The organism is Flavobacterium sp. 38, assembly GCF_057799715.1.
This window is the reverse complement of sequence record NZ_JBYNWZ010000006.1, coordinates 121,187-147,635: the sequence shown is the minus strand read 5'-3', so window position 1 is coordinate 147,635 and position 26,449 is coordinate 121,187. Positions and strand designations below refer to the sequence as shown.

Sequence of the window (26,449 nt, the reverse complement as noted above, 5' to 3'; positions counted from 1 at the left end):
TTTTCTTTACTCTTTATTCTTTTATCTTTCTAACTTAGCTTCTAATTAAATCTCCTTGAATTTTAGAAGCTTCAATAATTTGGTGAATATCTGAGTCTACAACCTCTTTCTTGATATCAGCAAATTTCAAGAACTCAACATATACAATATCCAATTGTACTTTTGTAAGTTCGTAACCCACTTTTTTAGCACGGTAAGCCAATGCAGCTCTACCACTTCTGGCAGTTAATATAATTGACGATTCATTTACTCCAACATCTAGCGGATCCATGATTTCGTAAGTTGCTCTGTTTTTAATTACACCATCTTGGTGAATTCCTGAACTGTGCGCAAAAGCATTTGCTCCAACAATTGCTTTGTTTGGCTGCACAATCATTCCCATACTTTCAGAAACTAAACGGCTCATTGCGTTTAATTCTTTCGTATTAATGTTTGTATCTAAATTTAAGTAAGGGTGCTGTTTGAAAATCATTACCACTTCTTCAAGGGCAGTGTTTCCAGCTCTCTCACCAATACCATTAATAGTACATTCTATTTGTCTTGCTCCATTTATAGCTCCTGCGATTGAGTTTGCAGTTGCCATTCCTAAATCATTATGACAGTGGCATGAAAGGGTTACGTTTTCGATTCCTTTCACGTTTTCTTTTAAATATTTAATTTTTGCTCCGTATTCTTCAGGAAGGCAATATCCTGTAGTATCTGGAATATTTAATACCGTAGCTCCAGATTTAATTACTTCTTCGCAAACTTTTGCTAAGAAAGCGTTGTCTGTCCTACCAGCATCTTCTGCATAAAACTCAACGTCTTCTACATACGATTTTGCGTGTGCAACAGCATATTTTGCTCTTGCGATAATGTCTTCTGGCGTGGTATTTAATTTGTGGAGTATGTGAGATTCTGACGTTCCGATTCCAGTGTGGATTCTAGGTTTTTTAGCATTTTTAAGTGCTGCAGCAGCAACATCAATGTCATTTTTTACGGCTCTTGTCAATCCGCAGACGGTTGCATTTTCTACAATTTTGCAAATCTCAGAGACCGATAAAAAATCGCCTGGACTTGACACAGGAAAGCCTGCTTCGATAATGTCAACTCCCATTTGATCTAGTCGTTCTGCGATAACTAATTTTTGTTTAGTATCTAACTTACATCCTGGAACTTGTTCACCATCTCGCAATGTGGTGTCAAAAATTTGAACTTTCTCTCTATTCATATTCATTTATTTAATGTAATTTCACATCTTGATAACAAATATATATTGTACTAATACAGTATGAAATTCATTTTAATGAAATTATACTGTTTATAAAACGATTTATCCTATATTAACTAACTTATAATCAATAAGTTATATTATTATTTTTTACAATGGCTAACCATCAAAAAGATTTCTTATTTGTTCTAATCAAATCACTTTCGAAATCAGAAAAAAGGCAGTTTAAAATTTTTGCAAGCCGATTAGAAACGAGTTCAAACACAAAATTTATCGAATTATTCAACATTTTAGATAAGTCTGAGGTTTACGATGAAAAACTCATTCTGAAAAGTGGCATCATACAAAAAGTACAGTTATCTAACTTAAAATCATACTTATACAAACAAATTCTCGTAAGCATTAGATTAAATATTCCTAGCCAGAATATCCGCTACCAGCTTCGCGAGCAAATGGATTTTGCTGTTATTCTATATAATAAAGGATTATACAAGCAGAGTTTAAAAATCTTAGACAAGACCAAACAGCAGGCACTTGAAAATGACGAAAAATATATGGCGTATGAAATTGTGGAATTCGAAAAACTAATCGAATCGCAATACATTACACGAAGTATTCAAGGTCGCGCCGACGAATTGGTTGTTCAGGCAAAAGAATTGAATTATAGAAATACGATTTCTAGTAAATTATCCAATCTTTCGCTTCAGTTATACGGAATCATGCTGAAAACCGGTTACGTTAAAAGCGATGAAGAATACAAATATATAGACGATTATTTCAACAGACATATTGCAAAACTGGACGAAAGTAAGTTTGGCTTTCGCGAAAAATATTGGTTTTATAATGCCAGTCTTTGGAGAAGTTTCTTGGTACAAGATTTTCTAGCGAGTTATAAATTTGCTTATAAATGGGTTACACTGTTTTATGATAATCCGAACATGATTTATCTGAATCCTGTATTTTTCTTAAAAGGAAATCACTATTTCTTAGAATCGCTTTATATGTTAAAGTATAAATCGAATTTCAAGAAATACCTGAATCGTTTGGAAGAAACTATTGCAGATCCAAAATTTCCTGTAAATGACAATATTGCATCGCTGTCATTTCTATATGTTTACAACAATAAGCTAAATCTGCACATTTTAGAAGGAACTTTTGCTGAAAGCGAATACTTGATTCCAGAGATTTTAGATAAACTAAAACTCCACAGCGAGCATCTTGACGAGCATCACGAAATGTTGTTTTTCTATAAAATTGCTTCAATTTATTTCGGAAACGAAAAATACAACGAATGCATTAATTATCTAGATAAAATCATCAACAATAAGAATTTGACGATGCGAGAGGATTTAATGTGTTTTGCGAGATTATTGTCTCTAATTGCACATTATGAGCTTGGAAAAGATTATTATTTGGAAAATCATCTTAAAAGCACCTATAAGTTTTTATTGAAAATGAATGACTTACATGAGGTTCAAAAAGAAATTATTAAGTTTTTGAGAAACTTAAATAACTTCTACCCTGCTGATATTAAAAAGGAATTCAAAAAAATGCACACTCGTTTTGTGGAACTTGAAAAGAATACTTACGAGAAAAGAGCTTTCCTTTACCTAGATATTATTTCATGGTTGGAAAGCAAAATTGAGAATAGAAAAATTGCTGATATTATTAAGGAGAAAGCTAAATTGAACAATAGATAGTTTAAATTCCAATTTTTTAAATCCCAAATTCCAATTGCATCCTGAGAGAAGTCGAAGGGACAAATCCAATAAAAAAATGGCGTTAAGATGTTTTCTTAACGCCATTTTTGTCATTTCGACGAAGGAGAAATCTTCGCAAGCAGCTCCGTAACGAAAGTCCAATCTTTATGGAGTTTCTCGCGAAGATTTCTCCTTCGTCGAAATGACAAACTTTATGAAAAATAACAAACCCGGCAAGTTTTAAAACCTGTCGGGTTCGCTTTGCACAATCCAAAATTTGGAATTTGGGATTTAAGAAATTGAGATTTATCGAATTTTATTCAACAATATTAGAAGTAGTTACATAAAAATCCTTATCTACTTCTACTTTTCTATCTTCGCTTGTGGTTTTAATTGACTGCCATTCAGTTGTTGGTTTCAACCAAGTCTCAACGCCATTTAATTTCACCCTTACAGGCATATCAAATTTCGATACGCAGTTAGTCCAGTGATATCCGAAAGTTCCATTTTTAAACATATATTCAAAAACCGGAATCTGAGTTGTGGTTAAATATTGAGCAAAAACTCTATTGAAGTTAATTCCAGATTGTTCGTTGATATACTCCTGAATCTGTTTTCCAGTAACGGTTTGATGATAAAAAGTCTTATTCATTCCTCTTAAAATCGATTTCCATTTGGCATCGTCATTAATAACCTGACGAATCATGTGAAGCATTGTTGCTCCTTTCGGATACATATCTCCAGAACCTTCATTATTTACATCATAATGTCCGATAATTGGAGTATCATTTTTAATATTTTTTCTACAACCAATTACATATTCGGCGCCAGCTTCTTTTCCGTAATAATATTCCACAAAAAGACTTTCAGAATAATTGGTAAAACTCTCGTGAACCCACATATCCGCAATATCTTTGTACGTAATATTGTTCGCGTACCATTCGTGTCCAGATTCGTGAATGATGATAAAATCAAATTTTAATCCCCAGCCTGTACCGCTCAAATCACGTCCTAAATAACCATTTTTATATTGGTTTCCGTACGTTACAGAACTTTGGTGTTCCATTCCTAAATAGGGAACTTCAACCAATTTATAGCTGTCTTCATAAAACGGATAAGGTCCAAACCAGCTTTCAAAAGCTTTCAGCATTTTTGGAGCATCTTTAAACTGCTCTTTTGCTAAAGCCAGATTATCTCTCAAAACATAATAATTACAGTCTAAATCGCCTTTTTCTCCCTTGAAAACTTCAGAGAAATTTACATAATCGCCAATATTGATATTCACACCATAATTGTTGATCGGATTTGCAACATACCAATTGAAAGTCTTAGTTCCGTCTTTTTCCTTTTTAACGCTCTGCAATCTTCCGTTCGAAACATCTGTCAAATCTCCAGGAACATTTACGCTAATCAGCATATTTTCTACTTCATCGTACATGTGATCTTTACAAGGCCACCAAACGCTAGCACCTAAACCTTGGCAAGACGTAGCGATAAAATCTTTTCCATTTTTATCTTTTTTCCAAGAAAATCCTCCGTCCCATGGCGCTCTTACAGCTTCTTTTGGTTTTCCGCTAAAGAAAACTTTAATTTCTTTAGTGTCGCCTATTTTTTGTTTTTCTGTTAAAGTAATGAAGAAAGCATTTCCGTCTCTTTCAAACTTCAATTCCTTACCATTCTGCGTTACTTTGGTAATGTTCATTGGCTCCTGCAAATCAATCTGCATACGGTTGTTTTCTGTTAAAACAGTATAACGGACTGTATTTGAACCCGAAATAGCTTTTTCTTTCGGATTAACCTTTACATCAAGATGATAATATTTTAGATCCCACCAAGCTCTTTCTTTTGTAATGCTTCCACGTAAAGTGTCCTGATGTGTAAAAACGGTTTCTCCCTTATTAAGAAGTCCTTGAGCATTGGCACTAAAACCAATTAAAAAAGCAGTAAAAATGCTTCCGAAGTAATTTTTCATTAGTAAAATAGTATTATTTTGAAATCAATTTGAAACAAATGTAAACATTCGAATTAAGATTTTTGAAATTTTATGATTTCCTGATAAAATGAGACGCAGATCAAACGGATTCGTTATCGCGAAGACACGGAAAAAAACAGACTTTTCTTTTTGTAATAATAAAAAAATCCGCTTAAATCAGCGTTTTCGCGATAGCGAATCCGCTTTATCCGCGTCCATTTGCTCTTAATTTGTGATATTGAATTCTGTCACATAAAAGTTTTTATCCACTATCAAAGTAGATTTATCTCCCTTTACATTTTCTGCTTTCCAGTCTGTAGTTGGTTTCAGCCAAGTTTCAACACCATTTAAGCTTACTTTTACAGGAAGATCAAAATTTTCGACACAATTGATCCAATGGTAAACCAATCTCTGGTCCATAAAATAATATTCCAAAGTAGGAACCTGAGGTGTTCTCAAATATTGATCAAAAACTGGACTAAAATTAATGCCAGATTCTTTGCTTATAAAATCTTCTATTTGTTTTGTCGTAACAGTCTGATGGTAAAAAGTCTTATTCATTCCTCTTAAAATCGATTTCCATTTGGCATCATCATTTATGACCTGACGAATCGTATGGATCATATTAGCGCCTTTCGGATACATATCGCCAGAACCTTCTCTATTTACATCATAATGCCCAATGATAGGATGTTTATTCTCAATCATTTTTCTAAGTCCTCTTGCGTACTCATTTGCGGCATCTTTACCATAATAATATTCAACAAAAAGCACTTCAGAATAAGTGGTAAAACTCTCATGAATCCACATGTCTGCAATGTCTTTGTAGGTAATATTATTGGCAAACCATTCGTGACCAGATTCGTGAATAATGATGTAATCAAACTTCATTCCCCAGCCAGTTCCGCTGATATCATGACCGTTATGGCCATTCTGATAATTGTTTCCGTAAGTAACAGAACTTTGGTGCTCCATTCCTAAATATGGAACTTCGACCAATTTATAACTATCTTCGTAAAACGGATACGGTCCAAACCAGCTTTCAAAAGCTTTCAGCATTTTTGGTGCGTCTTTAAACTGCTCTTTTGCTTTTGCCAGATTATCTCTTAAAACATAATAATTACAGTCTAAATCGCCTTTTTCTCCTTTAAACTTTTCAGAAAAATTTACATAATCACCAATATTGATATTTACCCCATAATTGTTAATCGGATTGGAAACATACCAATTAAAAGTTTTTGTGCCATCTTTTTGTTTTTTAACACTTTGCAACCTTCCATTTGAAACATCAGTTAAATGTCCTGGAACATTGACGCTAATCAGCATATTTTCGACTTCATCGTACATATGATCTTTACAAGGCCACCAAACACTCGCACCTAAGCCTTGGCAAGATGAAGCAATAAAGTCTTTTCCGTTTTTGTCTTTCTGCCACGTAATTCCACCATCCCAAGGCGGGCGAATCGCTTCTTTTGGAACTCCACCAAATGAAACCACGATTTCTTTTGTTTCTCCAACTTTCTGATTTTCAGTTAACGTAATAAAGAAAGCATTTCCGTCTCTTTCAAATTTTAGTTCTTTTCCGTTTTGAGTAACTTTCGTAATATTCATTGGCTCCTGCAAATCAATCTGCATGCGATTGTATTCGGTTAAAACAGTATAACGAACCGTATTTGATCCCGAAATAGTACGATCTGATGGATTTACTTTGATATCCAAATGATAATATTTCAGATCCCACCAAGCTCTTTCTTTTGTAATGCTTCCGCGTAAGGAATCCTGATGCGTAAAAACCGCTCCAGACTTTGCCATAAGCCCCTGAGCAATACCAGAAAAACTAATAAAAAGAGCCATTACAGCACTTCCAAAGTATTTTTTCATCATTTATAAATTATGTTTTGAATTATGTTGTTATACTATTAGTATTCTTTTTTGATCAATGTTACAAAATTTGTATTCATATCCAACATTGTTTTTTATTTTAGCTGAATATAGACAATGAGATAATAAGTCAATTAGAGAATTAGATAATTAGTCGGTTAGTTAAATAATTAATTTTCTAATTGACTAATTATCTAATTTGCTAATTATCTAATTGACTAATTATTCTATTTTATGAAATTTACTCCCCTCATATCTCTTCTGACATTTTTGTTTTGTATAAATAATTACTCGCAGACAATTTCTATTCCTAAAACAAATGAAAAGATAACTATTGATGGCGATTTAACCGATTGGAAAACACCTTTTTTAGGTCCGTTTGTAATTCATAACACAGCACAAAAGGCTACACAGCAAACATTTGTTTCACTTTCGTGGAATAATGAAAATCTGTATGTCGCCTACAACTCCACAGATTCTAAGATTATTGGAACACCGCAAAAAAAAGACTCTGAAATCTTTTATACTGATGATCTAGTAGAAATATTTCTCGATCCCGATGGAGACGGTCGAAATTATATTGAAATTGGAGTAAATGCGTTTTCAACCCACTACGATTTGCTTTTAAAATGCATTTCTCCAGAATGCGGCGGATGGAAAACCACAATGGCTTTTGATATTGCAGGTTTAGAAAACGTCAGTAAAATCAATGAGAATGGCTATACTGTAGAAATAAAAATTCCTTTTTCTAGTCTTGAAAAAATTGAAAATGGCCATTTTTCAAAACCAAAAACTGGAACAAAATGGAGAGGAAATACTTTTAGAATTGATTACGGTAACACAACGGAATATCTTGCATTACAGCCGTATAAAAGCTCAAAATTTGGCTTTCATCAGCCGAAAGAGTTTGCGGTTTTTGAGTTTGTGGAGTAGTTGCTTGAAAATTTAACCGCAAAGAGCGCAAAGAATTACGCAAAGTTCGCAAAGTTTATATGTAAAGCTTTGCGAACTTTGCGTTTAGAAGGTCTAGTATATCAAATGCCTTGCGTTCTTTGCGGTTAAATCCACATAAATCTGAAACAAAATTTACTTCTGACGTTTCTTCAAAACTTCAACAACATCATTTAACTGATATCCTTTTGCTTGAAGCAGTATTAAATAATGAAATAATAAATCAGCGCTTTCGCTAAGGAATAAATCGTCGTTATCATCTTTTGCTTCAATGACCACTTCTACAGCCTCTTCTCCTACTTTTTGAGCTATTTTATTAATTCCTTTTTCGAATAAAGAAGCTACATAACTTTTCTCAGAATCTGCGTTTTCTCTTCTGGTTTTGATAGTGCTTTCTAACTGAGAAATAAATCCGTAATTAGCATCGTTCGGTTCTTGCCAGCAAGTATCTGCACCTGTGTGGCAAGTTGGCCCAACAGGTTTCGCTTGAATCAAAAGTGTATCGCCATCGCAGTCATTTTTAATGCTTACGAGGTTTAGAAAATTGCCACTCTCCTCACCTTTTGTCCAAAGCCTTTGTTTGGAACGGCTGAAGAAGGTTACTTTCTGAGTTTCTATTGTTTTTTGAAGCGATTCTTCGTTCATATAACCCAACATCAGAACATTTTTAGTTTCTGAATCCTGAATGATCGCCGGAATTAATCCGTGTGCGCTTTTGATATCGATGTTCATTTTTATTTTAGATTTTAGAGTTCAGATTTTAGATTTAATTTCTAAACTCAGTTTATTGGAATTTGGAATTTAAAATTTGGAATTTCTTCTAAATTCTAACTTCTATATTATTATTTCTAAGCTCCTGTTTCAAAGCTTTGATTTCAATTTCTTTAAAATGAAAAACACTTGCCGCTAAAGCTGCATCTGCTTTTCCTTCTTTAAACGAATCTACAAAATGTTGAATGTTTCCGGCACCTCCCGAAGCAATAATCGGAATATTTACTAATTGAGAAAGTTTAGCCAAAGCTTCGTTTGCAAAACCATTTTTAGTTCCGTCATTGTCCATTGACGTAAATAAAATTTCTCCCGCGCCACGTTCTGCCACTTCTACAGCCCAATCGAATAAGTTTAATTCTGTTGGCACTTTTCCGCCTACTAAATGCACAATCCATTGTCCGTCAATTTGTTTGGCGTCTATCGCAACAACCACGCATTGACTGCCAAATTTCTGAGCCAAATCATTAATCAATTGCGGATTTTTAACTGCCGATGAATTAATCGAAACTTTATCAGCTCCATTATTCAGCAGAATATCAACATCTTCTACAGATGAAATTCCGCCGCCAACAGTACACGGAATATTGATTTTTTCCGCGACGCTTCGCACCATATTTACAAGCGTTTTACGTCTTTCTTCGGTTGCCGAAATATCCAGAAAAACCAATTCGTCTGCACCTTCAGCCGAATAAATCTCAGCCAATTCCACAGGATCTCCAGCGTCACGTAAATCTACGAAATTAACGCCTTTTACGGTTCTTCCGTTTTTTATATCTAAGCAGGGTATTATTCTTTTTGCTAACATTTTCCTAATGTGTCAATTAGATAATTAGTCAATTAGATAATTTTATGCGCTTGCTAAAATAATTATCTAATTTTCTAATTATCACATTATCTAATTATAAAGTTTTCAAGTTGTTTTAAAGTGATTCTTCCTTCATAAATTGCTTTTCCAATTATAGTTCCCTCACAACCTAGTTCTGCAAGTTTTGGCAATTCGTCGAAAGTTGAAATTCCTCCAGAAGCAATTAACTTTACTCCTTTCGCTTCCGCTAAAATCTTCGAATACAAATCAAAACTTGGGCCTTGAAGCATTCCGTCTTTTGCAATGTCGGTACAAATAACATACTGAATTCCTGTAGATTGATAATCCTGAATAAACGGAATCAAATCTTCGTTTGATTCTTCTAACCAACCCGAAACTGCGATTTTTTCATCTTTTGCATCTGCGCCCAAAATGATTTTTTCTGTCCCGTATTCAGAAATCCATTTTTCGAAAATTGCTCTGTTTTTTACTGCAATACTTCCGCCAGTAATCTGATTGGCGCCGCTTTCAAAAGCAATTCTCAAATCATCATCCGATTTTAATCCGCCGCCGAAATCAATTTTTAAGCTCGTTTGCGATGCAATTTGTTCTAATATTTTATAATTGACAATTTTACTTGATTTTGCACCATCAAGATCTACTAAATGCAGATATTCAATTCCGTGCGCTTCAAATGATTTCGCCACTTCCAGCGGATTTTCATTGTAAATTATCTTCGTATCATAATCACCTTTGGACAAACGAACGCATTTTCCTTCAATGATATCTATGGCTGGTATTATTCTCATTTTATTTATTTTAGATTTCTGATTTTAGATTTTAGATTTTCTAAAAATTGAAATTTTTGATATTTTGATTGATATACAGTTTGGAATTTGGAATTTAAACATTTGGGATTTTAAGAAAATTATTTAGAATTTTCTCCCCAACATCACCGCTTTTTTCTGGATGAAATTGTGTTCCGTAAAAATTATCTTTTTGCAAAGCCGATGCGTATTCTACGTCGTAATTGGTGGTTGCTATTGCTTCATCGCATTTTGGCGCGTAAAAACTATGAACCAGGTACATAAATTCATTTTCAGAAATGCCTTTAAACAAATCGGTTTTTAAATCGTAAATCTGATTCCAACCCATTTGTGGCACTTTTACGTTGTTTGAAAATTTCAAAACATCAACATCAAAAATCCCTAAACCTTCCGTATTTCCTTCTTCGGTTTTGTTGCACATTAACTGCATTCCGAGACAAATTCCTAAAACAGGCTGTTTCAATTGCGGAATCAAATTGTCTAGACCGCTTTCGCGAAGTTTTGCCATCGCCGAACTCGCTTCGCCAACTCCAGGAAAAATCACTTTATCTGCAGATTTTATTTCATCCGGATTATTACTCAAAACAGCTTTAAAACCCAGTCTTTCAATAGCAAACATAATGCTCTGAATATTTCCTGCTCCGTAATTTATTATAACAATGTTCATTTTTGTTTGTTTGAAGTTTCAGGTTTCAGGTTTCAAGTTACTCAACACAACTTGAAACCTGAAACTTGAAACAAATTTTTATAACATACCTTTCGTAGAAGGCAGAATCATTTTTTCCGTATCTCTTTTTACCGCTACTTTTATCGCTTTCGCGAAAGCTTTAAAAATAGCTTCGATTTTATGATGTTCGTTGATTCCTTCTGCTTTGATATTTAAGTTGGCTTTTGCACCGTCTGTGAATGATTTAAAGAAGTGATAAAACATTTCTGTTGGCATTTTACCAACCATTTCACGTTTGAATTCAGTTTCCCAAATCAGCCAATTTCTTCCCCCAAAGTCAATTGCAGCTTGCGCTAAGCAATCGTCCATTGGCAGACAGAATCCGTAACGCTCGATTCCTAATTTATTTCCTAACGCTTTCGCGAAAACTTCACCCAAAGCAATTGCCGTATCTTCGATAGTATGGTGCTCATCAACCTCTAAATCACCTTTTACGGTGATTTCTAAGTCCATTTGACCGTGACGCGAGATTTGATCTAGCATGTGGTCGAAAAAGGCAATTCCTGTATCGATTTTGCTTTTTCCGGTTCCATCAAGATTTAAATTGATGTAAATATCAGTCTCATTTGTTTTACGAGTGATTGATGCCGAACGAGCCTCTAGTTTTAAAAACTCATAAATGGTCTTCCAATCCATTGATTGTAAAACGATTGTTTCGTTTAACTCTTCACGTTTTGACGAAATTTCATTGCTTCCAATTCCATCGGTGTTATTCATGAAAATTGCTTTTGCTCCTAAGTTTTTAGCCAATTCCACATCGGTTAAACGATCTCCTAAAACAAAAGAATTAGCCAAATCATATTCTGGATTGTTCAAATATTTGGTCAGCATTCCGGTTCTAGGCTTGCGCGTTGGCGCATTTTCTTCTGGAAAAGATCGGTCAACAAAGATTTCGTCAAACTTTACGCCTTCATTTTCAAAAGCTTTAAGAATAAAATTTTGTGTTGGCCAGAATGTATCTTCAGGAAAACTGTCTGTTCCTAATCCGTCCTGATTAGTTACCATTGCTAATTCATAATCCAATTCAGAAGCAATCTTAGCCAAATATTGAAACGCTTTTGGATAAAATTCTAATTTATCTAAGCTGTCTAATTGGTAATTTTCAGGTTCTAAAACAATCGTTCCATCACGATCGATAAAAAGTACTTTTTTCATAATATAATCTTATTGAGCTTAATCTCTATTAAAATGTTTAATATTTAAATTCCCGCTCTATGTAATTTATTTCTATTTTGTTATCAGAATTTATATCCTGAAAATATACGCCAGTCCAATTATAATCATCATATTTTTGATAAACACTTTTGTTGTACAATCTAGGTTCTTTGTCATGATTTAAAGTAATTTTTCCATAAATTTCGGTTGGAAAGTTCTTCTCATTATACTTATATGTATATACATCATTCTGAATCCCATTCAAATAAGTTTCTTTAATAATATTCTTATTCGCATCATATTCATATGAATATGTCCAGCTTGAATTAATACTCCCGTCGTCTTCCAAATATGCTTCAGTTTTCTTTACAAGCAAATTATTTTCATAATCGTACTTTATAAATTTTTCGTATTTTCCTTCACGATAAAACTTCTCTTCTATAAGATTCTTATTTAGATAGACAAATTTTGTTTTACCAACAACTTTGCCTTCATCATCATAAAAAATCGATTCAATTTTCTGATTATCTTTATTATAAATATTCTTTTTTGAATCTTTTTCTTCTGAAGGAAATTCTGAATACTCTACAAATTCATTATTTGAATCTTTAACATAAACTTTTTCATATAAAAATTCTCCTTTTATAAAACCCGTTTTTGTTTTCTTTGCTTTGTAAAACGTTTCTTTATATTCTTTCGGATTGCCTCTTATAGCACCTAAAAGCTCTTCAGTTTGTGCTGAAGCATTAATAAAAACAAAAAAGAATGCTAAATAGATTAATTTCATATGGCAGTTTTTAAATATTGTTAAAAATTATTCAAGTTTTCTTAATTCCCTAATCACAACCGCATTTTCTTCTGCCGTTCCGATTGTGAAACGAAGACAGTTTTCGCATAAAGGCTGAGTCGTTCTGTTTCTGATAACGATTCCTTTTTCTATTAACTGATCGTATCTTTTATTAGCATTATCCACTTTTGCTAAAATAAAATTAGCTTCGGTTGGATATACTTTTTCGACAAAACTTACTTCAAGTAACACTTTAAGTAATTCTTCTCTTTGTTCAATAATAGAGACTATTTCTTGTTTTATTTTTTCAGAATCCTTCAAACGCTCGATTGCTTTTTGCTGTGTTAATTCGTTTACGTTATAAGGCGGTTTGATTTTGTTTAAAATCGAAATTACAGCTTCAGAAGCGTAACAAACTCCTAAACGAATTCCTGCCAATCCATACGCTTTAGAAAGTGTTTGTGTAATGATCAGATTCGGATATTCATCAATTTCTGTAAGCCAACTTTCTTTATCAGAAAAGTCAATATAAGCTTCATCAATCACTACTAAACCTTTGAAGTTTTGAAGCAGTTTTACCACGCTTTCATCTGAAAAAGAATTTCCGGTGGGATTGTTTGGAGAACATAAAAAGATGATTTTTGTATTTTCATCAACAGCTTCTAAAATCTTTTCAACTTGTGGCTGAAAATCTCTAGAAAGCAAAACCTCTCTGTTTTCTACATTATTAATATTCGCCAAAACGCTGTACATTCCGTATGTTGGCGGCAATGAAATAATGTTATCTGTTTTCGGTTCGCAGAAAGCTCTGAAAAGCAGATCCAAAACTTCATCACTTCCATTTCCTAATAAAATCTGACTCTGTTTTACTAAATTATTTTTAGCCAAAATCGCTTTTACAGACAGCTGCTTCGGGTCTGGATAACGATTTACGCCATTCTGAAACGGATTCTCATTCGCATCCAAAAAAATCATTTCGGCTGTGTCAAAATCTTCAAATTCATCACGCGCCGATGAATATGGTTTTAAAGATTTTACGTTTTCTCGCGTTATTGTATTTATATCGAAAGTATTCATTGTATATTTTCTTTTCCTGCAAGGTTTCCAAAACCTTGTAGGTATGTTTATTTATTATCTAATTAAACCTACGAGGTTTTGGAAACCTCGCAGGAAGCTAAACGTAAGGTAACAGCATTTTTATGCGCCTGCAAACCTTCAGCTTCTGCCATTAATTCAATAGCTTTTCCTATATTTTGAATTCCTTTTTCTGAAATTTTCTGAAATGTCATCGATTTCATAAAACTATCCAAATTTACGCCACTGTAATTCTTGGCATAACCGTTTGTCGGTAAGGTGTGATTAGTTCCTGAAGCGTAATCTCCAGCACTTTCTGGCGTATAATTTCCAATAAAAACAGAACCAGCATTTACTATTCCGTTGCAATAGAAATCATCATATTCAGAACAGATTATAAAATGCTCTGGGCCATATTCATTAATTAAATCTAAAGCGATTTGGTCGTTTTCAACATAAATCAGTTTCGAATTTTCGATAGCTTTTTCTGCAATTGCCTTTCTTGGAAGCACTTCCAATTGCGATTGAACTTCTTTTTCTACTTCTGCAATCAGTTTTTTTGAAGTCGAAACTAAAATCACCTGACTGTCTGTTCCGTGTTCTGCCTGCGACAATAAATCGGAAGCTACGAAAGCTGGAACCGCAGTATCGTCGGCCACAATCAATAATTCTGAAGGGCCTGCAGGCATATCGATTGCAACACCAAATTGCGTCGCCAGTTGTTTTGCCACAGTTACGAACTGATTTCCAGGTCCGAAAATTTTATATACTTTCGGAATTGACTGTGTTCCAAAAGTCATTCCTGCAATGGCTTGAATTCCGCCCACTTTTAGAATTTTAGTTACACCGCATAAATTTGCAGCATATAAAATTGCTGGATTAATTTTTCCTTTTTTATCTGGAGGCGAACACAATACAATTTCTTTGCAACCTGCAATTTCAGCAGGAACTGCCAACATCAAAACAGTAGAAAACAAAGGCGCCGTTCCTCCTGGAATGTATAAACCAATTTTTTGGATTGGTCTTTTTTCCTGCCAACAACTTACTCCTTCAATTGTTTCAACCGAAACTCTATCTGTTTTTTGAGCATTGTGAAATTTATAAATATTCTCTTTTGCTAATTCAATAGCTTCTTTCAATTCGCTTGGAATCAAACTAATTGCCTCGTTAATTTCTTCTGGGGAAACTTGATAATTATCTAGTGAAATTCCGTCAAAAATCGAAGTGTATTTTGCTACAGCTTCATCACCTTTTTTCTGAACTTCTCTAAAAATTTCTTTTACCGTAACCTCAATATCATCAATGGTTTGAGTTGGTCTTTTTAATATTTCTGACCAGGTTTCTGGTTTTGGATTGTCTATTTTATTCATGCCTTTATTTTTTAACCGCAAAGGGCGCAAGGTTTTTTATTCTCTTTGTCTATTAAAACGCTAAGTTCGCAAAGCTGTGTTTGGAATTTGGAATTTAAAAAATTGGAAATTCTTTTTTTTACAGTACCATTTTCTCAATCGGACAAACTAAAATTCCTTCTGCCCCTACTTCTTTTAACTGATCGATTACATCCCAAAAAGTATCTTTGTCGATTACAGAGTGAACACTGCTCCAACCTTCTTGTGCCAAAGGAAGAACCGTTAAACTTCTCAAAACTGGAAGAATTTTTCCAACTGCATCAATTTTGTCATTTGGAACGTTCATTAGAATGTATTTTGAATTTCTAGCTCTTAAAACGGCTTGAATTCTGAATTTTAAAGTATCAATGTGTTTTTGGATTTCTGGAGAAACTTTTGGAGAAACCGCTAGAACAGCTTCACTTTTTAAAATCACTTCAACTTCTTTTAAGTTGTTTTTAAATAAAGTGCTTCCGCTTGAAACAATATCTACAATTGCATCTGCAAGTCCGATATTTGGCGCAATTTCTACAGAACCAGAGATTTGGTGAATATCTACGGTTAAACCGAATTGATTAAAATATTCGTTAACGGTGTTTGGATAAGAAGTTGCAATACGAAGATTAGCTAAATCTTGAACAGAATTGTATTCGAAGGTTTTAGGAACCGCTACAGAAACTTTACATTTTGAAAATCCAAGTTTTTGAACCACTTCGATGCCTTTTCCTTTTTCTACCAAAAGATTATCGCCAACGATCGCTAAATCAACCACTCCATCAATTAAATATTGAGGAATATCTGAATTTCTAAGGTATAAAACTTCAAGAGGAAAGTTTGAAGCTTCGGCTTTTAACTGATCGATTCCGTTGTTGATTGAAATACCGCAGTCTTTTAAGATTTGAATGCTGTCTTCGTTTAAACGACCAGATTTTTGAATTGCAATTTTTAAAGTACTCATTTTTTTAGTTGTTTGTTGGATTAATAGTTTGAGTACAAAGAGAGCTTGAATTAAAAAACCCGTTTGATGTACTCAAACGGGTTTTAAAATATGATGATTTACACGCATATCATTAACACATCGCTTGAGAGCAATAATGTAAATGATGATGATGTAATTGAATTGAAATCATGATTCGGTTTGTTTTTTACTTCTTTGATTCGGTTGCAAATATACTAGATAAAATAATTAAAAAGCAATTTTTATTTTAACTTAACGATAGTTTATTGTTAAAAATCGTTTTAGACAGCATTTTACTTAATGATTTTAGAATTACTTTAACGAATTATCATATTCATCAAAAACCAATAAAACCTTGGTTCCTTTTCCTATTTCGCTTTCAATTTTAAACTTAATCTGAAGCAGGTTGGTCATTCTTTTGACAATAAATAGTCCAAGCCCAGTTCCTTTAATTTCGGAATGATTAAGCGAATCTGACCTGAAAAACGGATTCAAAATAGAATCCAGATCTTTCTTTGCAATTCCGATTCCATGATCTGAGACGGTGCATACAATTTTATGGTTTTCTCTTGACAATGAAATTTTAACTTCATTATCCGGTTTTGAATATTTTACTGCATTTGAAATAATATTTCGAAGAATTGTTACCGTCAAATAATTATCAGAGTAAATATAAAATTCTTCTGAGGCATCTAAAACAACATTTATTCTTCCTGATTTAATCTTCTCTGCATTCAATTTTAAAACGTCTAAAATTGCCGCATTTAAATAGACATTTTCTTTAAGAATGTTCTGTTTCTGATTCTCAAAACGAGCCATCAAAAGCAACTGATCTACAAGCGAATTTAAATGGTCAACTTCGTTAATGCAGTAATTTATTTTTTCTTCGTATTCTTTACTATCACGAGGTTTACGTATAAGAACTTCAAGTGTTCCTTTAATTACGGTAAGCGGAGTTCTTAATTCATGAGAAGCATCAGAGGTAAACTGTTTTTCACGTTCGATGGCATCTTCAATTCGGTTTAGCAAATTATTTATCGTTTTAGAAAGTGTAAACAATTCGTCTCTCGTTTTTGGCAACGGAATTCTGGATTTCAAATTGTCTTTAGTAATGGCTTTCGAAGTATCTATAATATCGTTTATGGGTTTTATGCTCCTTCCCGCATAGAATCTCGCTAAGAAAAACAAAATCAATAGAATGATCGGAAATGTAATGAGCAAAGTATCCATCAGATTATCTAAAACTTTCGACGAATCTGAAAGCGACATAGCAATGATTAAATAACCTATTTTCTTTGATTTTAAATGAAGTGGAACTTGAATCTGACGAATTTTATTGCCTAATAATTTGGTATCAAAAAGCTGAAAATGGTCTTTATTTTCGTGATAAACCAGTTTCTCATTTTTTAAATTAGGCGATTTCTCAATGATTTTTTTATTCAAATCTAAAAATTGGACAAAAACAGGATTCACATCAACAGAGTTGTGCTCTCTTTCCTCCCATTCTTCGGCATCCATAAAGATTATTTTGCCATTTTCTTCTTTAATTTCTTTAAAATGATCTTGAATTTCGGTATTTAAATTTTCATCAATATGGTTGTAAACGGTAAGTTTTACAATGAAATAAATAGCAGAAAAGACCACTAAAACCAAAAGTCCTGTTCCTACAATATAATTTAATGCAATTCTATTTTTAAAAGATAATGATGTCATTTTGCTAATCATTGGCGATGTATCCAATGCCTCGGATGGTTTTTATATAATCTTCTTCAATTTTAAGGTTTAGTTTTTTTCGAATGGCATTCATAAAAACATCAATAACGCCCGTATCGTACTCAAAATTTATTTCCCAAACGTCTCTTAAAATTTGATTTCTAGTGCAGACTTTCCCTTTATGTTCAATCAAATAAGCCAATAATTCAAACTCTCGCTGGGTAAGCGAAATTTCCTCTTCCCCTTTTAAAACAATATGCCGAGACAAATCCATAGTAATGTTTCCAAGTGTCAAAGTTTCGGTCTTTTTTTTATTTCGAAAGTGAACTTTAATTCGCTCAACTAGTTCTTCGAAACTAAAAGGCTTTTTAATATAATCGTTTGCACCCGCTTTTAAACCTTCTATAGTTTCTTGGACGGTGTCTTTTGCAGTCAAAAAAATGATTGGCGTAACTTGGTCTTTTATACGGATCGCTTTGCACAGATCAAGACCATTGATTTTTGGAAGCATCCAATCTAAAAGAATCAAGTCAAATTTTTGCTCCTGAACCAGCTCAAAACCTTTAGAGCCATCTCCTGCAGTAGTGATTTCATAGCCTTCTTCCTGTAAGCCTTGTTTTAGAAATTGGACAATTCCTATTTCATCTTCAACTATTAAAATATGCATTACTGTATCTGATTAATTTGAATTTCATTTTGCAATTCAAAGATAGATAATTTAGTCCTCTGAAATAAATCGAATAGGCCAATAAACAAAGAAAACCAGCATCTTAAGCAAACTTTAAGTTAACGCTAAGCAAGGTAATAGCCGAACTTAATCTAGCATTAATCAATCGAAATTAATTTTGTGAAAAAATAAAACTGATGCATTTTTACAAAAAACTTTCGCCCTTTTACAATCTTGCTTTATTATACTTTATAGTAAGTTTTATATTAAGAATAGTACTGCTTCTTCATCCTATTACCCAAAGTTCATTTACGTTTACGGAGAGTTTAAAAATCTTTTCATTTGGCCTATTATCTGACTTTTTCGTCTTTACTATAGCGTCTGTTTTCCTTTGGCTGTATCTTATTTTTATTTCTAATTCAAAATACAATGCCCCTTACGGATATATTATTCTTGCGGGTTTTGTAGCACTTTTAATTTATACAGCATCTGGAAAAAGCATTTTTGATGAATATGGCGGTGCTTTACCCAAAATTGTTTTGATTTTTGTTTCTCTAAAAACACTTTTGTTTTCGCTTTTTCTTTTCCTGCCAAAACATAGAGACAAAATCAGATTTTGGCTATTTGCCTTTGTGATTTTTTTATATGTTTTATTGATTCTTCAGAATGCAATAAGTGAATTTTTCTTTTGGAATGAATTTGGCGTAAAATACAATTTTATTGCTGTTAATTATCTCATTTACACCAATGAAGTTATCGGAAATATTATGCAATCTTATCCTGTAATTCCTATATTTTCTGCTTTGTTTATCATTACAGGAACTATCACTTATTTTATTATCAAGAAATCAAGGAATTATATTGACGAAATTCCAATTTTTAATGAAAAACTAAAAATTTCAGCTCTTTATGCGGTTCTTTCTATCACTTCTTTATTAGCAATTCCGGGATTAGCGAAAACAGAGAATTCTAAAAATATTTTTGTTAATGAACTGCAATCTAACGGAATCTATAAATTCTATTTGGCTTTTCAGAACAACAAATTAGATTATTTTAAATTCTACAAAACAATTCCAAATGAAAAAGCTTTTGCTATTTTAAAACACGAATTGCCTTTAATTTCTGGAAAAAACACCATTAGAGAAATCAAGGAAGATTCTATTGAACAACATAAAAATGTAGTTTTAATTACCGTTGAAAGTTTAAGTGCCGACTTCATGAAAGTGTATGGAAACAAACAAAATATTACGCCATTTTTAGACAGCCTTGCTCAAAAAAGTTTGCTTTTCACCAATGTCTATGCCGCTGGAAACAGAACGGTGCGCGGTCTTGAAGCGGTAACTTTATGCCTTCCTCCAACAGCTGGAGAAAGTGTTGTAAAAAGAGAAGATAACAAGAATAAATTCTCAACGGGATCTGTTTTTCTTAAAAAGGGATACAATGTCAAATTCATGTATGGTGGAGATGCTTTTTTTGACAACATGCAGGATTTTTATTCTGGAAATGGTTATCAGATTATTGACAAATCGAATTTTTCTGAAAATGAAATTACATTTTCTAACGTATGGGGCGTTTGTGATGAAGATATGTATAATAAAGCAATCAAAGTCATGAACAGTGAAGCCAAAGAAAACAGACCTTTCTTCAATCATATTATGACGGTTAGCAATCACAGGCCTTTTACTTATCCGAACAATAAAATTGATATTCCTGGAAATATTAAATCTCGTGATGGCGGCGTAAAATATACTGATTACGCTTTGAAGCAGTTCTTCAAACAGGCTGAAAAACAGTCTTGGTTTAAAAATACAGTTTTTGTAATTGTAGCCGATCATTGTGCTTCGAGCGCAGGAAAAACGGAACTTCCGTTAGATAAATACCGAATTCCTGCTTTGATTTACACTCCAGACAGAAAACCCGAAAAATACACTAAACTCATGTCTCAGATTGATATTATGCCTACTTTATTCGGACTTCTAAATTTTGATTATGAAAGCAAATTCTTTGGTCAAGATGTATTTAAAACAGACTATCAGCCACGTGCTTTTATAGCTACTTATCAGGATTTAGGTTTAATAAAAGACAATGTTTTGACGATACTTTCGCCTAAACAACAAATAAAACAGTTTCAATTAAAACTTAATAATACAATGGGAATTTCTCCTGAGTTTCAAATTCATTACGATGAAATTCCGCTGAAAGCTGAAAATAACGACTTGGTTAATCAAACTATTTCTTATTATCAATCCGCTTCTTATGTTTTGAAAGAGAAAGAATATCAGTTTAAGGATTTGGCTGATAGGAATAAGAAATTGTACGCTAACGTTCGTAATTAACATATTTTTTTACCGCAGAGAACGCGGAGGTTTTACGCAGAGATCGCAGAGATTTTTTTGAGTGAATTTTATAAATAAAAAAGTTCGCAAAGCTTTATCTATAAGCTTTGCGAACTTTTATTTTATAGTTTGTCACCCTGAGCGAAGTCGAAGGGCGTCCTAATTGGTGCGTGGGCTTCGACTCCGCTCAGCCTGACAAAAACTATAAAGCACTAAACCCAGCAGGTTTTAAAAACCTATCGGGTTTCTAAGGAATTTTTCAAAGTTTGTGTTCAGGTTTAGTTTTTGATATTTTTGTCAGGCTGAGCGTCCCGAAGTTTCGGTAGTAGCCTACATGCCAATTGGAACGCCCTTCAACTTCGCTCAGGGTGACAAACTATAAAATCAAAAGAGTTCACAAAGCTTATAGATAAAGCTTTGCGAACTCTTTTATTTATAAAATTTACTCAAAAAAAAATTTGCGATCTCTGCGCAAAACCTCCGCGTACTTTGCGTTAAAAAAACAGAATCAAAAAAGCCTCAAATCCAAAAGATCTGAGGCTTTTATAGATTTCAAAGTAACTTGTAACGTTAAACCTGAAACTTGAAACAAATATTTAGTCATTCTGATTTTTCATTCCAAATAAATCTCCTTTTTGGAACATTTTTAAATCATCCTGTAAAAATTGATAATTTCTTTGAGTTACTGCTGGTGCATCCAAATCGCTTAAATCTGGTTTTCCTGCATTTACCCATGCTGTGTACCAAAAACTAGCTGTTGCAGAAATCGCTTTTCTCATTTGGCTTTCTACCATTCCGTTCAACTGTTCGTGCAGTTTTTTAGCGTATTCATCAGAGAAAACAGCCGTATTGTATTTCGTTTTCAATACGTTTCCTTCTGCATCCATCTTAAATACTTTGTCTTGTGGAGTTGCAACTCTCAGTTTTTTATCAATGTCCAATAAAGGCTGTGCTAAACTATGAGTATCATTGATCAAGTCCCAAATTGCTTTGTGAACATCTGGATAATATTGCGCCTCCGGAACATTTAATTTGTAATTTTTTAAGAATAACTCTGGCAATCTGCTTTCCCAAAGAGAATGAATTCCTTTTTGATCTGTCAACTGTCCGTCGTGATTTGCAGAAGTATGCAATGGCATGTGCGCATCACCAACATAATGACCTAAATCTGCAGCAAGAAATAAGATTTCAGCTTTATTTTTGTCTTTAAAAGCTTTAGTCAATTTTGCCATCATGTCTTCCATGTACCAAGGCAAGATTCCATTAACACTTAAAAAATTAGCATCATACTTTTGTTTTGCTTCTTCTAAAGTTTTTGGATAAGTGTCAGCAGGACCAAAGTTTTCCATATCGAAATAATGTCTTGGACCTTCTTCTTTATAATTTAAAGCATACTTACGGATATCTGGAACCGAAGCTTCTTGTGTAATAAAATCAATGTGATTGTAGAAAAATATCTGTAATTGTTTTGGTAAAGCCATTACAGCAGCTTTGTTAATACGTTCATGGCCAACATTTCCCCATGATAAAGTAATAAAGCCAATAATTAAAGCACCGAAAGCGATTAATTTTGGTCTCATTTGGATTTTTTTCATTTGTTTTTTTATTAGAGGGAGCAAATTTAGCTTTAATTAAAGAATACGCAAAAAATACGATCATTAAGATTCAACAATTTTAACTTTTATGATTTATGAGCCTAAAAATGAGAGAAGTTCATATTAACAATATTTTTCTTTGTAAGTTTGTTTCATTAACCAAAATCAATTTTATGCGCCAGATTACCTTAAATATTTTTCTATTAATTTCTGCTTTTTGCCTTGCACAAGAAACTGATTTAGAGCTAAAAAATGTTAGCGACACTATATTAAACCAAAAAAGAGCACTGAAAATTTCTGATCCGTTAAATGGTGAAAAAACAATGCAAAAACTGTTTCCTGGCAATTTATATCATCTTTCTGATAAAAATACTTTCATTAGCTGGAAATGTAAATCTTGCATGCCTTCGCCTTTCCTTGATGTAAATGGCGTAGAAGGCGATCAAATGTTTCCTTACACTGAAGGCGTCGCTACAAGACTTTTAGCAAATATTGATTATATTGATTCAAAAGGAAACCAGTTTAAAATTTTAACTTTCAATCATTCTGTTCATGATGAAGATGGACTGCAGACAGGACGTTTTTCTGGCGGTTTATTAGGTATAGCGAAATTTGCAAAAAATGATAATGTCTGGGAAATGAGATCTTTTCAGCCTGCAGTTGCTGCATTTGGGGCATTTGCACAATGTCCAACCCCTAAATTGGTTGAAATTGGGGAAGATCAATATGCCTTATCACTTGTTCATGCAAACGGTGGCGCAGGCGCTACGTACAATGGTTATTTTTATTTAATTGCTGGCTTTGACGGAAAATACCAGCCATTAATGGAAGTTGATAATTATTCACTTACCAATAGTGCTAGTTCGGAATGGTCTAGTACTTATACAGTTATTACAGATAATGGTAAAAAGTTTTTCAGAGATTTTAAAATTGTTACTAAAGGCTCGTACAAAAAGGCAAAAGGCACGGAAGATGATTTCGAAGTTGATTTGCCTACCGAACTCACAGAAATGGCAAAGACCAAAAAACAATTTAGCTTTACAATCGAGAGAAATTACTCTTTCAAAGGAAAATTTTACAAAATGATCGACAAACCAATTGTAAAATTCTCCAACGTAAAATAGCTTTAACTTAAATAAAGAATTGATACTAAAGCCAAAACTGCTATAAAGATCCATAGAAAAACGCCTTGAAGCAAGGGCTTTACTCCTACCGCTTTTAAAGTAGAAAAGTTTAAAGTCGCACCAATTAAAAATAAGGTTATCGTTAAACCGATTTTTGCAATGCCTACAATATGCGATGCAAAAATTGCTGTTGAAGGAATATATGTGTTCACAAGCATTGCTACAATAAACAAACCTATGAAATAAGGAATTTTTATTTTCGCATTTTTACTCTTAAACAAAAAAGCAGTCAAAATAGAAATCGGAATAATCCATAAAGCTCTGGCTAATTTTACGGTTGTGGCCACTTGAAGCGCTTCTGCTCCATATTTATTCGCGGCGCCGACAACAGAACTTGTATCATGAATGGCGATTGCGCACCATAAGCCAAAATCTTTTTGCGATAAATCTAATTGATGTCCGATAAACGGAAAAACAAATAAGGCAATTGAGTTGAGTATAAAAATAACTCCCAAAGCAATTGAAGTCTGATTTTCGTTTGATTTGATTACAGGAGAAATAGCAGCAATGGCACTTCCTCCACAAATTGCTGTTCCGCAAGAGATTAAATGAGAAGTTTTTTTCTCTGTTTTAAGCCATTTCCCTAATAGAAATCCAAAGAGTAAAGTACTGAAAATAGAAAAAACCGTTAAAACAAACCCTTCTTTTCCTGCTGAAACTGCGCTATTCGCATTCATTCCGAATCCTAAACCGACTACAGAAAACTGCAATAAGAAAGTGATTGCTTTATGATTGAATGCTAAAAACGGATTTCCGAACCAATTCACAATTAAAACTCCCAATAAAAGCGCAATTGGCGGAGAAATGATTGAAAATAAACATAAAAATATCACAACAAGAAAAAGGACTTGTTGCAGTGATTGATTAATTTCAAATAATTGTGCTGTTGTTTGTTCTTTTGTTTTCAAAATAAAGGTATTCATATTTACCCTGCAAAGTTCTGCCGTTTATTTTGAAATCGCCAATCGTAAATTACAATTGACTATAACTTCAAGTTATAATGAGAAGCCAAATTTTGAATAAATAGTTCTGACAATGAATCTGATTTTCCTTGTAAAGTTATAATATAAAAGTATCTTTCTATAGATAATTCTTCAACATCCAAAACTACCAATTCTTTGTTTGTCAATTCTTTACTCACAGCATGAATGGACATAAAAGCAAAACAATCAGAATTAAGCAAATATGATTTTATACTTTCTGTACTTCCTAATTGCATTTCGATTTGTAGGTCGCTAAATTTCAAATTAGCTTTTTTCAATGCAAATTCTATAACCTCAAGTGTTCCAGACCCGCGTTCTCGGGTAATGAATTTCATTGATTTTAAATCGTTTACCGAAATTTCATTTTGCTTTACTAGCGGATTCTTACTATTACAGATCAAAACCAATTCGTCTTTTAAAAACGGAATGTATTTTATAGATTGATTTTTAGATTGTCCTTCTACAATTCCAATTTCGATTTCTTTATTGAGTAAAGCATTTTCGATTTGTTCGGTATTTCCATTCAGCAAATTGACTTTTATGTCTTTTTGTTTCTGATGAAAACTTGCCAAAACTGGAGAAATAATATATTGTGAAATAGTTGTACTTGCTCCCAAACGCAGTAAACCTTGACGTTCTTTATTAAAAGAGCTCATTTCAAAGTCTATTTCGCGGTAAATATCAAAAATACTTTTAGTATACTTTAAGAGAATTTTTCCCGCTGGAGTTAAAGCAATCTTAGAACCATTTCTTTCAAAAAGTTTGGTTTTATACTGTTCTTCTAATTCTTGAATATGTTTAGAAACTGCTGGCTGTGTAATATACAATTCCGTTGCCGCTTTAGTAAAATTAAGGCGGAGCGCAACAGTGTAAAATACTTTTAGCCTGAAGTCCATCTACAACGTTATTTATTATCTAGACTTGTCTTTTTGTTCTTTTGTTCTATAACATCTTTTGCATTTAAAGAAGTTATTACTTTATTTCCTGTCTTGGATTCTAATTCTTTCAGGGCTACTTTTGCAACATTTCCTCCTTGCTGAGCTACGATTATATTATCTTCAAAACTTTCAGGGCTTGTTGCTTTAGAAATATCTGTAGTAGAAGCTTCCGCTAGCATATTTAAAATAAGCTCAGTATTAGTCATGTTGTCTCTAAGATTTTCTTTTTTAAGCCCTTTAAGTATTTTATACTCTTTTGTTGTTTTTCCAGACCAAGCTTTAGAAATAATATCAGTTAAAGTTGCAAAATGAACCCCTTCTTTTAATCCTCTGTTTTTCCATTCATTAGTCAACTCTTTTCTAATCTCTATGCTTTTCAATCGTTGATTAATCCAACTTTCAGAATATCCTAAACTTAAATATTGTTCTAATGCTCTATCTATTGAAAGTTCTGGATCTTGCATTTCATCTAGTCGCTCAGATGCAACTTGAGCAATCCACAGTTTAAAAGGCTCTGCTTTAGTTGATGGAATTGATTGAATTAAGCGAAAAAGCTGTTCAGTATCTACTACATCAGTAACACGCATTTTCCCGTCAGCCGCTTTCATTTTCAAACCGTGACAATTCGTCACGGTTTCATTTCCTTCTGCTTTTAGACGTTGTTTTAACTTACGCCAATATGTTGGTGAATCAACACTATCAGTTAGTACACTAACAATGTCCACTACTGAAAAATACCATTTTTCTTCTGCCTGATTCCAAACGGTTCTTACTTTTTTTTCTTCAAAAAACTGTATTCCTTCTACTTGTTTCATACCTTAAATTAT

The 26,449-nt window shown here is 33.2% G+C and carries 22 protein-coding genes; 4 read left to right on the top strand and 18 right to left on the bottom strand.

Annotation, left to right across the window (positions count from 1 at the left end; all coding sequences use genetic code 11):
- Positions 1–34 precede the first annotated feature (34 nt).
- The gene (locus tag AC3E9W_RS16060) at positions 35–1,210 is read right to left on the bottom strand and encodes a 2-isopropylmalate synthase (protein WP_306155165.1); all 1,176 of its coding nucleotides are present in this window, start codon (positions 1,208–1,210) and stop codon (positions 35–37) included.
- 155 nt (positions 1,211–1,365) lie between these two features.
- Here AC3E9W_RS16060 and AC3E9W_RS16055 point away from each other — a divergent pair, with 155 nt between their 5' ends.
- Positions 1,366–2,910, top strand: coding sequence for a hypothetical protein (locus AC3E9W_RS16055; RefSeq protein WP_306155167.1), 1,545 nt, complete (start codon positions 1,366–1,368; stop codon positions 2,908–2,910).
- 316 nt (positions 2,911–3,226) lie between these two features.
- Here the strand turns inward: AC3E9W_RS16055 and AC3E9W_RS16050 are convergent, their stop codons facing one another.
- Together AC3E9W_RS16050 and AC3E9W_RS16045 are read right to left on the bottom strand one after the other, a co-directional pair.
- Positions 3,227–4,882 carry a M1 family metallopeptidase gene (locus tag AC3E9W_RS16050; RefSeq protein ID WP_488769125.1) on the bottom strand — a complete coding sequence of 552 codons (1,656 nt, stop codon included), beginning with the start codon at positions 4,880–4,882 and terminating at the stop codon, positions 3,227–3,229.
- Positions 4,883–5,107: 225 nt separating this feature from the next.
- Positions 5,108–6,763 (bottom strand): M1 family metallopeptidase, encoded by a 1,656-nt coding sequence (locus tag AC3E9W_RS16045; RefSeq protein WP_488769238.1) that lies wholly within the window; start codon positions 6,761–6,763, stop codon positions 5,108–5,110.
- A 234-nt stretch (positions 6,764–6,997) separates the two neighbouring features.
- Here AC3E9W_RS16045 and AC3E9W_RS16040 point away from each other — a divergent pair, with 234 nt between their 5' ends.
- The gene (locus tag AC3E9W_RS16040; protein ID WP_488769124.1) at positions 6,998–7,696 is read left to right on the top strand and encodes a carbohydrate-binding family 9-like protein; all 699 of its coding nucleotides are present in this window, start codon (positions 6,998–7,000) and stop codon (positions 7,694–7,696) included.
- A gap of 153 nt (positions 7,697–7,849) precedes the next feature.
- On the opposite strand, the gene hisIE is transcribed toward AC3E9W_RS16040, so the two are convergent.
- The 11 genes from hisIE to AC3E9W_RS15985 form a co-directional block, all read right to left on the bottom strand.
- Positions 7,850–8,452 (bottom strand): bifunctional phosphoribosyl-AMP cyclohydrolase/phosphoribosyl-ATP diphosphatase HisIE, encoded by a 603-nt coding sequence (gene hisIE / locus AC3E9W_RS16035; protein ID WP_488769237.1) that lies wholly within the window; start codon positions 8,450–8,452, stop codon positions 7,850–7,852.
- 82 nt (positions 8,453–8,534) lie between these two features.
- Entirely contained in the window at positions 8,535–9,290 is a 756-nt protein-coding gene (gene hisF, locus AC3E9W_RS16030; protein WP_488769123.1) for an imidazole glycerol phosphate synthase subunit HisF, read from the bottom strand.
- A gap of 86 nt (positions 9,291–9,376) precedes the next feature.
- Complete coding sequence (gene hisA / locus AC3E9W_RS16025; RefSeq protein ID WP_488769122.1) at positions 9,377–10,099, bottom strand: 1-(5-phosphoribosyl)-5-[(5-phosphoribosylamino)methylideneamino]imidazole-4-carboxamide isomerase; 723 nt, start codon at positions 10,097–10,099, stop codon at positions 9,377–9,379.
- A gap of 94 nt (positions 10,100–10,193) precedes the next feature.
- Positions 10,194–10,784 (bottom strand): imidazole glycerol phosphate synthase subunit HisH, encoded by a 591-nt coding sequence (gene hisH / locus AC3E9W_RS16020; protein WP_488769121.1) that lies wholly within the window; start codon positions 10,782–10,784, stop codon positions 10,194–10,196.
- Positions 10,785–10,862: 78 nt separating this feature from the next.
- On the bottom strand, positions 10,863–11,999 hold the full coding sequence (gene hisB / locus AC3E9W_RS16015; protein ID WP_456892901.1) for a bifunctional histidinol-phosphatase/imidazoleglycerol-phosphate dehydratase HisB: 1,137 nt from the start codon (positions 11,997–11,999) through the stop codon (positions 10,863–10,865).
- Between the two features lie 37 nt (positions 12,000–12,036).
- Positions 12,037–12,786 (bottom strand): hypothetical protein, encoded by a 750-nt coding sequence (locus tag AC3E9W_RS16010; RefSeq protein ID WP_488769120.1) that lies wholly within the window; start codon positions 12,784–12,786, stop codon positions 12,037–12,039.
- 27 nt (positions 12,787–12,813) lie between these two features.
- Positions 12,814–13,863, bottom strand: a complete 1,050-nt coding sequence (gene hisC, locus AC3E9W_RS16005; protein WP_488769119.1) for a histidinol-phosphate transaminase — start codon at positions 13,861–13,863, stop codon at positions 12,814–12,816.
- A 68-nt stretch (positions 13,864–13,931) separates the two neighbouring features.
- Positions 13,932–15,230, bottom strand: a complete 1,299-nt coding sequence (gene hisD, locus AC3E9W_RS16000) for a histidinol dehydrogenase (protein ID WP_488769118.1) — start codon at positions 15,228–15,230, stop codon at positions 13,932–13,934.
- 118 nt (positions 15,231–15,348) lie between these two features.
- Positions 15,349–16,206, bottom strand: coding sequence for an ATP phosphoribosyltransferase (gene hisG, locus AC3E9W_RS15995; protein ID WP_306155188.1), 858 nt, complete (start codon positions 16,204–16,206; stop codon positions 15,349–15,351).
- A gap of 312 nt (positions 16,207–16,518) precedes the next feature.
- On the bottom strand, positions 16,519–17,919 hold the full coding sequence (locus AC3E9W_RS15990) for a sensor histidine kinase (RefSeq protein WP_488769117.1): 1,401 nt from the start codon (positions 17,917–17,919) through the stop codon (positions 16,519–16,521).
- 4 nt (positions 17,920–17,923) lie between these two features.
- Positions 17,924–18,586: a response regulator transcription factor gene (locus AC3E9W_RS15985; RefSeq protein ID WP_306155191.1), complete on the bottom strand. Its 663-nt coding sequence runs from the start codon at positions 18,584–18,586 to the stop codon at positions 17,924–17,926.
- 197 nt (positions 18,587–18,783) lie between these two features.
- Between AC3E9W_RS15985 and AC3E9W_RS15980 the strand changes: the two genes are divergently transcribed.
- On the top strand, positions 18,784–20,922 hold the full coding sequence (locus AC3E9W_RS15980; protein WP_488769116.1) for an LTA synthase family protein: 2,139 nt from the start codon (positions 18,784–18,786) through the stop codon (positions 20,920–20,922).
- 596 nt (positions 20,923–21,518) lie between these two features.
- Here AC3E9W_RS15980 and AC3E9W_RS15975 read toward each other — a convergent pair.
- Complete coding sequence (locus AC3E9W_RS15975; protein ID WP_488769115.1) at positions 21,519–22,517, bottom strand: zinc dependent phospholipase C family protein; 999 nt, start codon at positions 22,515–22,517, stop codon at positions 21,519–21,521.
- Positions 22,518–22,624: 107 nt separating this feature from the next.
- On the opposite strand from AC3E9W_RS15975, the gene AC3E9W_RS15970 reads away from it, so the two are divergent.
- On the top strand, positions 22,625–23,641 hold the full coding sequence (locus tag AC3E9W_RS15970) for a hypothetical protein (protein WP_488769114.1): 1,017 nt from the start codon (positions 22,625–22,627) through the stop codon (positions 23,639–23,641).
- A 2-nt stretch (positions 23,642–23,643) separates the two neighbouring features.
- Here AC3E9W_RS15970 and AC3E9W_RS15965 read toward each other — a convergent pair whose 3' ends face one another.
- Genes AC3E9W_RS15965 through AC3E9W_RS15955 form a run of 3 tightly spaced genes read right to left on the bottom strand, consistent with a single transcriptional unit; the run spans position 23,644 to position 26,437 of the window.
- Positions 23,644–24,624, bottom strand: coding sequence for a YeiH family protein (locus AC3E9W_RS15965; protein WP_488769113.1), 981 nt, complete (start codon positions 24,622–24,624; stop codon positions 23,644–23,646).
- Between the two features lie 59 nt (positions 24,625–24,683).
- Positions 24,684–25,580: a LysR family transcriptional regulator gene (locus AC3E9W_RS15960; RefSeq protein ID WP_488769112.1), complete on the bottom strand. Its 897-nt coding sequence runs from the start codon at positions 25,578–25,580 to the stop codon at positions 24,684–24,686.
- Positions 25,581–25,588: 8 nt separating this feature from the next.
- Positions 25,589–26,437 (bottom strand): BRO-N domain-containing protein, encoded by an 849-nt coding sequence (locus AC3E9W_RS15955; protein WP_488769111.1) that lies wholly within the window; start codon positions 26,435–26,437, stop codon positions 25,589–25,591.
- Positions 26,438–26,449: the final 12 nt, after the last annotated feature.